This window comes from Diaphorobacter caeni, assembly GCF_015354245.1.
Taxonomy (GTDB): Bacteria; Pseudomonadota; Gammaproteobacteria; order Burkholderiales; family Burkholderiaceae_C; genus Diaphorobacter_A; species Diaphorobacter_A caeni.
In genome coordinates this window covers 557,124-568,506 of sequence record NZ_JADKYZ010000001.1, presented here as the reverse complement: position 1 = coordinate 568,506, position 11,383 = coordinate 557,124, and the positions used below count along the sequence as shown (strand labels likewise).

The 11,383-nt window shown below is 65.6% G+C and carries 9 protein-coding genes and 2 pseudogenes; 3 read left to right on the top strand and 8 right to left on the bottom strand.

Annotated features, from left to right (window positions below; genetic code table 11):
* Positions 1-234: 234 nt before the first annotated feature.
* The 4 genes from serS to ISG32_RS02525 form a co-directional block, all read right to left on the bottom strand.
* A complete protein-coding gene (serS, locus tag ISG32_RS02540; protein WP_194769429.1) occupies positions 235-1,554 on the bottom strand; it encodes a serine--tRNA ligase in 1,320 nt (439 codons plus the stop codon).
* A gap of 178 nt (positions 1,555-1,732) precedes the next feature.
* Positions 1,733-3,058, bottom strand: coding sequence for a hemolysin family protein (locus ISG32_RS02535; protein WP_194769428.1), 1,326 nt, complete (start codon positions 3,056-3,058; stop codon positions 1,733-1,735).
* 219 nt (positions 3,059-3,277) lie between these two features.
* Complete coding sequence (gene ispH / locus ISG32_RS02530; RefSeq protein ID WP_194769427.1) at positions 3,278-4,273, bottom strand: 4-hydroxy-3-methylbut-2-enyl diphosphate reductase; 996 nt, start codon at positions 4,271-4,273, stop codon at positions 3,278-3,280.
* A 43-nt stretch (positions 4,274-4,316) separates the two neighbouring features.
* Positions 4,317-4,796, bottom strand: coding sequence for an FKBP-type peptidyl-prolyl cis-trans isomerase (locus ISG32_RS02525; protein ID WP_194769426.1), 480 nt, complete (start codon positions 4,794-4,796; stop codon positions 4,317-4,319).
* A gap of 79 nt (positions 4,797-4,875) precedes the next feature.
* On the opposite strand from ISG32_RS02525, the pseudogene ISG32_RS27880 reads away from it, so the two are divergent.
* The 3 genes and pseudogenes from ISG32_RS27880 to ISG32_RS02515 form a co-directional block, all read left to right on the top strand.
* A pseudogene (locus ISG32_RS27880) lies at positions 4,876-5,029 on the top strand (UPF0758 domain-containing protein); the annotation flags it as partial.
* An 86-nt stretch (positions 5,030-5,115) separates the two neighbouring features.
* A pseudogene (gene radC / locus ISG32_RS02520) lies at positions 5,116-5,634 on the top strand (RadC family protein); the annotation flags it as partial.
* Between the two features lie 95 nt (positions 5,635-5,729).
* Positions 5,730-6,395 (top strand): Smr/MutS family protein, encoded by a 666-nt coding sequence (locus ISG32_RS02515; RefSeq protein WP_194769425.1) that lies wholly within the window; start codon positions 5,730-5,732, stop codon positions 6,393-6,395.
* A gap of 69 nt (positions 6,396-6,464) precedes the next feature.
* Here ISG32_RS02515 and ISG32_RS02510 read toward each other — a convergent pair whose 3' ends face one another.
* The 4 genes from ISG32_RS02510 to fdhD form a co-directional block, all read right to left on the bottom strand.
* Positions 6,465-6,869, bottom strand: a complete 405-nt coding sequence (locus tag ISG32_RS02510) for a group II truncated hemoglobin (protein WP_194769424.1) — start codon at positions 6,867-6,869, stop codon at positions 6,465-6,467.
* A gap of 124 nt (positions 6,870-6,993) precedes the next feature.
* A complete protein-coding gene (locus tag ISG32_RS02505; RefSeq protein ID WP_194769423.1) occupies positions 6,994-7,824 on the bottom strand; it encodes a hypothetical protein in 831 nt (276 codons plus the stop codon).
* A 63-nt stretch (positions 7,825-7,887) separates the two neighbouring features.
* A complete protein-coding gene (locus ISG32_RS02500; RefSeq protein ID WP_194769422.1) occupies positions 7,888-10,410 on the bottom strand; it encodes an ABC transporter permease in 2,523 nt (840 codons plus the stop codon).
* Between the two features lie 18 nt (positions 10,411-10,428).
* Positions 10,429-11,292 carry a formate dehydrogenase accessory sulfurtransferase FdhD gene (gene fdhD, locus ISG32_RS02495; protein WP_228529539.1) on the bottom strand — a complete coding sequence of 288 codons (864 nt, stop codon included), beginning with the start codon at positions 11,290-11,292 and terminating at the stop codon, positions 10,429-10,431.
* Positions 11,293-11,383 lie beyond the last annotated feature (91 nt).

Genomic DNA, 11,383 nt, shown 5'->3' with positions numbered 1-11,383 from the left:
AGCGACGTGCCGAACACACCTCTTGGTTAAGCACTAGCTCGCGGCGGTTGCCCGAGCGGCGCGCGCAGCGCAAAGCGAGTTCTGCCGCGGGTATTCAAAAGCGCATTTTTGGTGACTTTTTGGGCAAGACCAAAAAGTTACTCCGCCGCCGGGCGGAACTCTCGGCCTCCGCCCTCAAAAAGAGCCCTACCCCACCCCATGCAAAGAGAACAACGTGAAGTGAAGAGAAGAGAATCAACCCGCAGTCAGCGTAGCCACCCCACCCATATAAGGCCGCAACACCTCAGGCACCGTCACAGAACCATCAGCGTTCTGATAGTTCTCGAGCACAGCCACCAACGTGCGCCCAACCGCAAGGCCCGAGCCGTTCAAGGTATGGACGAGCTCGTTCTTGCCTGCAGCGTTCTTGAAACGTGCCTGCATGCGGCGCGCCTGGAAGGCTTCGCAGTTGGAGATCGAGCTGATTTCGCGGTACGCGCTCTGTCCTGGCAGCCAGACTTCGAGGTCATAGGTCTTGGCGGCGCCGAAGCCCATGTCGCCGGTGCACAGCGACATCACGCGGTACGGCAGGCCGAGCTTCTGCAGCACGGTTTCGGCGTGCCCGGTCATTTCTTCGAGCGCTTCGTAGCTCTTTTCCGGATGCACGATCTGCACCATCTCGACCTTGTCGAACTGGTGCTGGCGGATCATGCCGCGCGTGTCGCGGCCGTAGCTGCCAGCTTCGGAGCGGAAGCACGGCGTATGGGCGGTCAGGCGGATCGGCAGTTCGGCTTCGGCGACGATCACGTCGCGCATGAAGTTAGTGAGCGGCACTTCGCTGGTGGGGATCAGATAAAGTGCGGTGTTGTCGGGCACGGGTTCGCCGTCCTGGCCGCCCTTCTTCGCGGCGAACAGGTCGCCCTCGAATTTGGGCAGCTGGCCGGTGCCGCGCAGCGAGTCGGTGTTCACCGCATAAGGCACGTAGCATTCGGTATAGCCGTGCTCGCCGGTCTGCAGGTCGAGCATGAACTGCGCGAGCGCGCGGTGCATGCGGGCGATGCCGCCCTTCATGACGGTGAAGCGCGCGCCCGAGAGCTTCACGCCCATGTCGAAGTCGAGGCCGAGCGGCGTGCCGACGTCGACGTGGTCCTTGGCCTCGAAGGCGAACGTGGGCGGCGTGCCCCATTTGCGCACTTCGACGTTGGCGTGTTCATCGGCGCCGACCGGCACGCTCTCGTGCGGCAGATTGGGCACGGCCTGGAGCATGCCCAGCATTTCCGACTGGATCTGCTCGAGACGCGCGGCCGACGTTTCCAGTTCGCCCTTGAGCGCTGCCACTTCTGCCTTGGCGGCTTCGGCGGCGTCCTTTTCGCCCTTGCCCATCAGCATGCCGACCTGCTTGGACAGCGTGTTGCGCTTGGCCTGCAGCTCCTCCGTGCGTTGCTGAATCGTCTTGCGTTCGGATTCCAGAGACTTGAAAGCGTCCACATTCAGGAATGCCTGTGGCTTTTTGCGGGTCTCGAGACGAGCGACGACCGAATCGAGGTCTTTACGGAGTTGGAGGATGTCTAGCATAGACCGTCGATTTTAATGGAGCGGCCGCCCCGGGGCGCGGTGTGGCGGAAAATCGCCGCGCGGACGATGCGCATTCGCGACGCCGCCCTGCGATGCGCGACTGCGCGCGGGCAGCAAAAAGCCCTCCGAAGAGGGCTTGCTGGCAGGCGGCGCGTCAGACCGAAACCGGCTTGGCGGATCAGCCCGAGATCGATTCGGCGGAGAGGTCGATCTCCGGCTCGGGCACGCGGGTGGCGAGCACCTTGTCGATGGTCTTGCCGTCCATGTCGATGACCTCGAAGCGCCAGTTTTCCCACTGCACGGCATCCGTCTCCGCGGGCAGCTTGCCGGTGAGGAACATCAGCATGCCGCTGAGCGTGTGGTAACGGCCACGGTCCTCTTCGGGAACGCTGGCGAGGTTCAGGCGGTCCTTGAGTTCCGGCACCGGGATATGGCCGTCGAGCAGCCAGCTGCCGTCTTCGCGCTCCACGGCCCACGAGGTCTCGGGGTCGCGCGGCTGGAATTCGCCGGTGATGGCCTCGATCAGGTCCTGCAGCGTGACGATGCCCTGCACTTCGCCGTACTCGTCGATGACGAAAGCCATCTGCACGTCGGAGAGGCGGAACTCGTCAAGCAGTTCGAGGCCGTTGATGGTTTCGGGCACATAGAGCGCGGGCTTGAGCGGCTGCTCCGCCAGATCGCGGGCGGCGGGGTCGCGCACGGCGCGGGCAAACCACTGGCGCGCGTTGATCACGCCGAGCACGTTCTCCATGCTGCCGCGCACCACGGGAAAGCGTGCGTGGTCGGATTCCTCCACCAGCTTGAGGTTGGCTTCGAACGAGTCTTCCACGTCGAGGTACACCACATCCGCACGCGGCAGCATCAGCGAACCGATCTGGCGGTCGTCGAGGCGGAACACGTTGCGCACCATCTCGTGCTCGTGCGATTCGATCACGCCGGCACTTGTGCCTTCGGCCAGCACGGCGTGGATCTCATCCTCGGTGACCGCGCTGCTGGAGCCCTCCTTCACGCCCAGCGCGCGCAGCAGCGCCACGGTGGAGCCTGCGAGCAGCTTCACGAACGGCTTGGTGGCGATGGCCAGCCAGTTGATAGGCCGCGCGACGATGCGCGCCAGCGTCTCGGGGTAGCTCTGGCCCAGACGCTTGGGCACCAGTTCGCCGACGACGATGGAGAAGTAGGTGATGAGCACCACGACCAGGCCGGTGGACAGGTAGCCCGCCATCTTGGCGTCCATGCCCATCTTGATGAGCCAGAGGCCAAGCGGCTGCGCCAGCGCTGCCTCGCCGACGATGCCGTTGAGCACGCCGATCGAGGTGATGCCGATCTGGATGGTGGAGAGAAAGCGCGTGGGATCTTCGCCCAGCTTGACGGCTGCCTTGGCGCCGCTATCGCCCTCATCGATGAGTTTCTGCAGGCGCGTCTTGCGCGCTGAAACCAAGGCCAGCTCCGACATGGCGAACAAGCCATTGAGCAGGATGAGGGCGAACAGTATTGCTATTTCCATGATCAGGGAGACCGATGTACTCCCCCGGTGTAGAGAAGCCCAAATTGTATGAATTCGCGCGGCTGCGGCTGGAACAGTACCCGGCGCGCACTACGGTCATCATAGTGCGCGTTGCTGCCGCGTTCATGAAAATTTGAGGAAATTGCGATGCAATCCTACATGGACAATGCGTTTGTCGCTCTCAATTCAGGAGCTTGAATCAAGCGTTGTTTTGATACGTCAGCGGCCGGGTCCGGTTTCCGGAGTCTTGCGCACTTCGATCTCGAGGCCGGTCGCGGCGTCGATCTTGAGGCCCTTGGGCAGCGGGAACTTGAGCGTTTCCTCCACGCCGTCCATCTTGCGCACCGACGTGGCCCCAAGCTCCTTGATGCGGTGGATCACATCCTTGACCAGCACCTCGGGCGCCGATGCGCCGGCCGTGAGGCCCACGCGCGCGATGCCGTCAAACCACTCGTGCTGCAGCTCGTCGGCGCTGTCGATCATGTAGGCGGGCGTGCCCAGACGCGCGGCCAGCTCCCGCAGGCGGTTGCTGTTGGAGCTGGTGGGGCTGCCGACGACGATCACCAGATCGACCTGACCGCTGAGCAGCTTGACGGCGTCCTGACGGTTCTGCGTGGCGTAGCAGATGTCCTGCTGCTTGGGCTCGCGGATGCTCGGAAAGCGCGCGCGCACGGCGGCGGTGATCGCGGCCGCGTCATCCACGGAAAGCGTCGTCTGCGTCACGACGGCCAGGCGTTCTGTCTGGCCCGGCTGCACCGTGGCGACATCCGCCACGTCCTCGACCAGATGGATGCCCTCGCTGAGCTGGCCCATCGTGCCCTCCACCTCGGGGTGCCCCTTGTGGCCGATCATGATGAACTCGTAGCCTTCCTTGGCGAGCTTGGCGACCTCCACATGCACCTTGGTCACCAGCGGGCAGGTGGCGTCAAAGATCTGGAACCCGCGCGCTTCGGCCTCGCGCTGAACCGCCTTGCTCACGCCGTGGGCACTGAAGACCAGCGTCGCACCGGGGGGCACGTCGTCCAGCTCCTCGATGAAGATCGCGCCCTTGTTCTTGAGGTCGTTCACCACGTAGGTGTTGTGCACGATCTCGTGGCGCACGTAGATCGGGCGGCCGAATTTCTGCAGCGCGCGCTCGACGATCTCGATGGCGCGGTCCACGCCGGCGCAGAAGCCGCGCGGTTCGGCAAGAACGATTTCCTGGGGTTTTTGCATGGGTCTCGTGGGTCGCTTTTTTATGTGGTCACGCGCAGGCGGCTCAGAGCACGCCGATCAGCTGCACTTCGAACGTCACGGGCAGGCCCGCGAGCGGATGGCTGAAGTCGAACAGCACCGCGCCGTCGCCCTCGCGCACCTGCAGCACCGTGCCCGCGAAGGTGCCCGAGCCGTCGGGGGTGGGAAACTGCACCACGTCGCCGATGGTGTACTGCTCCATCGGATCACCGAGCTCGTTGAGCGCCTTGCGCGCGAGCCACTGCTGCATGTCGGGGTTGCGCTCGCCGAACGCCACGCCAGCGGGCAGCTCGAAGGTCGCACGCGTGCCCTCGGCCATGCCGAGCAGGCGCTCTTCGACCGCCGGCGCCAGCTCGCCCGTGCCCAGCGACAGCGTGGCGGGCAGGCCCTCGAAGGTGTTGATCACGTCACCGGCCGGTCCCGCCAGTCGATAGTGCAGCGTGAGAAAGGAGCCGGGTTGCACGGTAGGCACGGCGGAATCGGAAACGGGGGTGGAACTTGACATGAATGGCCTCGCAAAACTGCCGCCATTGTAAAAAATCGGGGATTCCCTTATGAGCCTGCCTGACGAAAGCGACATCGACATGCCCCTCAAAGACCTTCCCGCCGAGTCCCGTCCCCGCGAAAAACTGCTCGCGCGCGGCCCCCAGGCCTTGAGCGACGCGGAATTGCTCGCCATCGTGCTGCGCACCGGCATCAAGGGAAAAGGCGTGCTCGAGCTCGCCCAGGAGCTCATCACCCCGCATGCCGACATCGTCCACGCGGCGCAGGCGATTCCTGGCGTCGCCGAGCCCATCCCGCCTCCACCCCCATCCAGAACCACCGGATTTGCTGGCATCTCCGGTCTTCTGAACGCAAGCGGCAGCGATCTCAAGCGGATCAAGGGACTGGGGCCGGCCAAGCGCGCGGAGTTGGTCGCGGTGCTCGAGCTCTCCCGCCGCGCCCTGACCGAGCAGCTCAGCAGGGACACAATTTTTGATTCGCCTCAAGCAGTCAAGCAATTCCTTCAGCTGCACCTGGCGGCCAAGCGCCATGAAGTCTTCGTCGTGCTGTTCGTCGACAGCCTGAACCGGCTCATCACCATGGAGGAGCTGTTTCGCGGCACGCTCACCCAGGCCAGCGTCTACCCGCGCGAGGTGGTGGTGCGCGCCCTGCACCACCACTGCGCCGGAGTCATCCTCGCCCACAACCACCCGAGCGGCAACACCGCGCCCAGCGCGTCCGACATCCAGCTCACCCAGTTGCTCAAGACCACGCTGGCGCTGGTCGACGTGCGCGTGCTGGACCATTTCATCGTCGCACCGGGTGCCGCCCTGTCGATGGCCGAGAGCGGGCATATGTGATTCCTTCAAAACATGCGATTCAGCGCAATTTTTCCCCCTTGCGGTCGAGGAGGCTCCTTTGATGCGGTAAAAACGCTGTTGTTCTTCGCCGTGCCATGTCAGACATCAAAATCCGCTCTCTCGCCGACCTAAAATCCTTGCGCAAAGCCATTGCAGAGGCCGCCGAGCGCGAGGCGGAACGCAAGCGCGCACTCGCCGAGGCCCAGCGCAAGGCGCAGCGCGAGCAGAACCTGTTTCGTGATGCCATCGGCAGCGTCAAGGCCCTGCGCGGGCAAAGCGACCGCATGTGGTACACGCCCGAGCCCCCCGATCCGCTGCCGGTGCAGCGCGAGCTCGACGAAGAGCGCGTGCTGCGCGAATCGCTGAGCGACGCCTTCGACGTGAGCACCCTGCTCGACACCGATGATCAGCTCAGCTTTCGCCGCCCCGGCATCGGCCCCGACGTGACGCGCAAGCTGCGTGCCGGGCATTGGAGCATCCAGCGCCAGCTCGATCTGCACGGCCTGCGCACCGATGAGGCGCGCGAAGCGCTCGGCGAATTCATCCGGCTGTCGTTCCGCACCGGCATCCGCTGCGTGCGCGTGGTCCACGGCAAGGGCCTCGGCTCGCCCGGCAAGACCCCCGTTCTCAAGGGCCGGGTGCAAAGCTGGCTGGTGCAGAAAAAGGAAGTGCTGGCGTTCGTGCAGGCCCGGCCCGCGGAAGGCGGCGCGGGCGCGCTGGTCGTGCTGCTGCAGCCCTCCCAGCGTCGCATGAGTGGCTGAGGTCGCAAACACGTTCTGAGAGCGCGCCTGAGGCCGCAGTGACCTCGCTCCTTCACCTCGCTCAGCGGGTCATCGGTTCCTCATCCAGTCCGCCGTCCCCATGAAGCTCTGATTGAGCCGCTCGCGCAGCTCGTCCGGCACGCCGGTTTCCTCCATCGCCTGATTCATGCAGGCCACCCATTGGTCGCGCTCCTGAATGCCGATGGCGAAGGGGAAATGGCGCATGCGCAGGCGCGGGTGTCCGAAGCGTTCCTGGTAATAGTCCGGTCCGCCAAGCCAGCCGCAGAGGAACCAGAAGAGCTTCTGCCTCGCATCGTCGAGCGCGGGACCGTGGGCCGCGCGCAGTTCCTTGTAGACCGGCTCCAGATCCATCAGGTCGTAGAAGCGCGTGACCAGCGCCTGCACCTTTTCTTCGCCGCCTATCCATTCGAAGGGCGTGGCGGGAGCGTGTTGATTCGGGGTTTCTTCTGGCATGGCGCGCGGTGCAGTCGGACGAGAGTGGATTGAGAAGGTGAGAACGAAAGAGAGCAAGCCAACAAGCAAGCAGGGCAGCGGCGATTGTCCCGCATTCCCCTGCGCTCCAATGGCAAGGCCCGCGTCAGATCACGCGGTGTGACAAAGGCGGGATCGGCGCATGCAGCAGCGCCTCCAGCAGCTCGGTCGAGCCGGTGTCGTCCTCTTCATCGGTGCCGTCGTCCGACTCCTCGTCACCCGGAACGACTTCCACCGGATTGACGTCGGAATCCGCAGCGAGCCAGGTTTCCGCATCCGCGGTGGCGAACAGCACGGCCGTCACGACAAACACGGCCAGCACCAGGATGAACGCGCGCAGCCAGCTTTCAAAATAGTGGCGCGAGACCTTGCTCATGACGGCGAACATCCAGATCGAGGCGATCAGGCTCATCGAAAAGTCGCCCACCCATGCGGGCACGTCGCTGTCGTCGGCAATTTTGATCCAGAACATGACGCTGTAATACGCCAGCATCGGCAGCAGCAGCGCCCAGGTCAGCAGCGCAAACCATGCGATCACGCGGCCCGCGGCCTGCGCCGCGCCAAGGCGCACGCGCGGCGCGAGGCACCAGCCGATCCAGAGCGTTATCAGACACAGGCTCCATTGAATCAGCCAGCCCTGGTAGTTGAACTGCACGTCGCCGGACAGCGAGAGCCAATCGAACAGCACGTCGAGCCCGCTGGCGATCAGCATCAGGAAGGCGAGCTGCCATGGACCGGGAACGGCATCCAGCGCGATGCGCGAGCGCAGCAGGAAGGTCGCGCGCATGCCCTCGACCATCCAGCGCAAAAACGAAACGGGACGAGCGACCACCACGGCACTCCCCGAAGAATTCGGCGAAAGCGGCTCGGGCGGCGATGCAAGCGGTCGGGTATCGGCGAACAGGTCCGAATAATTCTCTGTCAATTTCTCAGTCATGTGAAACGTCACCGCAGGCGAGCATAACGGAGCCGCGCCGCCTCTGCACCGCCGTGCAATCTTTTACTGCGCCGCACGCCGCAGCGTGTCCACCACCGGCCTGCGCAGCACCTCGCGCAGCCCCCACCAACCCGCCGCCAGCGCCAGCAGCGCGCCGCAGACCGCGCCGCCCAGCGGCACCCACAGCGGCGCGTTCCAGCTGAAGTCGAACACATAGCGCGCCAGCGCCCAGCCCACCGCCACGGCCACCACGCTGGCGAGAAACCCCGCGAGCAGGCCCACGCCGGCCAGCTCCGCACGCTGCACCTGCCTGAGCAACTGCCCGCGCGCGCCCATGGCACGCATGATGGCGAACTCGCGCGCACGCTCCTCGCGCGTGGCGGTGACGGCCGCGAACAGCACCACCAGCCCGGCCACCAGCGTGAAGCCAAACAGGAATTCCACCGCGCGGATCACCTGACCGAGCACGGTCTGCACCTGCTGCAGCGTGGCGCTCAGGTCCACGTTGGTGATGTTGGGAAACTCGTGCACCAGCGCATTGTCAAAGCCCGGCTTGTCGGGCGCGCGGTAGGCGGCGAGATAGGTCGCGGGCACATCTGGCAGGTTCGCGACGGGATACATCACGAAGAAGTTCGCGCGCATCGACGCCCAGTCCACCTTGCGCAGGCTGGTGATCCTGGCTTCGTTCTGGATGCCGCCGATGTCAAAGCGCAGCGTGTCGCCGAGCTTGAGGCCCAGCGTCTTGGCGATGCCCTCCTCCACGCTCATCGCGCCCTGCTCCTCGGCCTTCCAGGCACCGCCGACGATCATGTTGTGCTCGGGCGGCTCGGCAGCGTTCGAGAGATTGAACTCGCGGTCGACAAGGCGCTTGGCGCGGTCCTCGGCGTAGTCGTCCGGGCTCACCTCCTTGCCGTTCACGGCGACGAGGCGACCACGGATCATCGGATACCAGTCGAACTTCTGCACGCCCGATTGTTTGAGCGCGTTCTGGAAACCCTCGGCCTGCTCCGGCAGCACGTTGATCACGAAGCGGTTGGGCGCATCGGGCGGCGTGGCCTTCTGCCAGCTGCTGATCAGGTCGGTGCGCAGCAGCACCAGCAGCACCAGCGCAAGCAGCCCCACCGCCAGGCTGCTGACCTGCACCACCGCATAGGCCGGACGCGCGGAGATCTGCCGCGTCGCGAGCACCAGCCAGCGCGGCGCGGTGGCCTCGTTCACCATGCGCCGCAGCGCCTTGACCGCCAGCCACGCCAGCGCCGCGAACACCACCACCGCCGCCGCAAAGCCGCCGACCGCGATGCCGCCCAGCTTGAGATCACGGCTCACCGCCATCAGCAGCACGGCGAAGCCGACCATGCCGAGGCCCAGCACGAAGAGCGACGCGGGCTTGAAGCCTCCCAGATCGCGGCGGATCACCCTGAGCGGCGGCACCTGCGCGAGCTGCAGCACCGGCGGCAGGCCGAAGGCGAACATCAGCGTGAGCCCCACGCCAAGGCCGAACAGCACCGGCCAAAAGGTGGCGGCGGGCAGCACCGCGTTGACCAGCCCGGAGAACATCCACACGAACACGTAATGCACCGCAAAGCCCAGCGCCACGCCGAGCAGGCTGGCGAAAAGACCAATGAGCGCGAACTCGATGGCGTAGGCCCAGGCGATGGTGCGCTGGCTCTGGCCCAGCACGCGCAGCATGGCGGAGGCGTCCAGATGCTCGTTGGCAAAACCGCGCGCGGCCAGCGCCACGGCCACGGCGGACAGCAGGGCCGCGAGCAGCGCCACGAGATTCAGAAAATTCTGTGCGCGCACCAGCGTCTGGTGCATCTCGGGGCGGCCGCTGTCAAGCGACTCCACGCGCACCCCGCGCACCTCGTGTCCATCAACGAGCCTGGTCGCGAAGTCCTTGAACTGCTGCACCGCGCGCGGCGCATCGCCCGCCACTGCAAAACGGTAGGTGATGCGGCTCGCGGGCTGCACGAGGCCGGTCGCTGCAAGATCCTGCGCGTTGATCAGCACACGCGGTGCAAAGCTCATGAAGCCCGCGCCACGGTCAGGCTCCAGCGTGATGATGCGGCTGACCCGCAGGCTGGCGTCGCCCAGCAGAAGCGTGTCGCCCACGGCGATGCCGAGCGACTCGAGCAGCGGCGCATCGGCCCACGCCTCGCCCGCCGCCGGTATTTCGCTGGTCGCCGCGCCGGGCTGCGCGACCTGGGTCGCGGTCTGGAGCTGGCCCCGCAGCGGATAGTTGTCGTCCACGCTCTTCAAGGCCACAAGCTTGCTCTCGCCGCCCTGAGCATCGCTTGCGCGCGCCATGGTCGGGAAACTCAGCGTCGCGGCGCCGCGCAGGCCCAGCCTTTTCGCCCCCTGCACGAAGGTGTCGGGCGTCGCGTTGTCGCTCACGATCACCACATCGCCGCCCAGCAGTTGCAGCGCATCGCGCTGCAGGCCGCTTTGCAGCCGGTCCGAGAAGAAGCCCACGGACGTGAGCGCCGCGACCGCCAGCGTCACGGCCACGATCAGCAGGCGCAGCTCGCCCGCGCGCACATCGCGCCAGAGAGTGCGCCAGCCCAGAGTCCACGCGGAGATGTTCATGAATGCGGCCTCCAGCGATCAGACGTAGCGCACCGCCGAAGGCGGGCGGCAGAAACCCCAGAGCTGCATGCCAGCCTCGTCGGCCAGTTGCAGGGCGAGCGAGGTCGGCGCCGAAATGGTCGCGAGCGCCGGGATGCCCACGCGTGCGCATTTGCGAACCAGCTCGTAGCTCGTGCGACTGGTCATGACCACGAAGCCCGGCGTGCCCAGCTCCCTTGCCAGCGCCAGCTTGCCGATGAGCTTGTCGAGCGCGTTGTGCCGGCCCACGTCCTCCATCACATGTTCGAGCGTGCCGTCGGGCCTCGCCCAACCGGCCGCATGCAGCGAGCCGGAACGCGCGTTGAGCGCCTGCTTGGCCGACAGCGCCGAGAACGCGGCGTTGATCGACTCCACGCCGAACCGATCGCGCCACGCGGGCGACGGCACCTGCTCGGGATGCAGATCGAGCGCCTGAATGCTGTCAATCCCGCACACCCCGCAGCCCGTGCGCCCGGCGAGCGTGCGGCGCTGGTCCTTCAGGCGCGCGAAATGGCGGGACGCGATCTCCATGTGCACCGCACAACTGGCGTCGGGCGTCCCGGCTCCATGCACCTCGGTTTCGACATCGCGGCAGTCCTCTGGGCTCTCGACGATGCCCTCGCTGATCGCAAAACCCACGCCAAACTCGACCAAATCTCTGGGGCTTGCCATCATCACGGCGTGCGAGATGCCGTTGAAGACCATGGCCACCGGCACCTCGGCCGAGACCTCCCGCGACACCGCCTGCCCCGCACCGCCCCCCGCAGACCATTGATGGGCCTGCACCTGCACCAGCGAGGGCAGCGTCGTCCCGGGCATGTCCGCCATCGGGCAGGCGGATGAAGAACTCTCTGAATTTTGCATACCACAACGATACCAGCGTGCCACTGGGCGCTTCCCCCAGACCTGCTGCTCATTGAGGGAATTGAATCAACCAGTTAAGATCATCGCAACT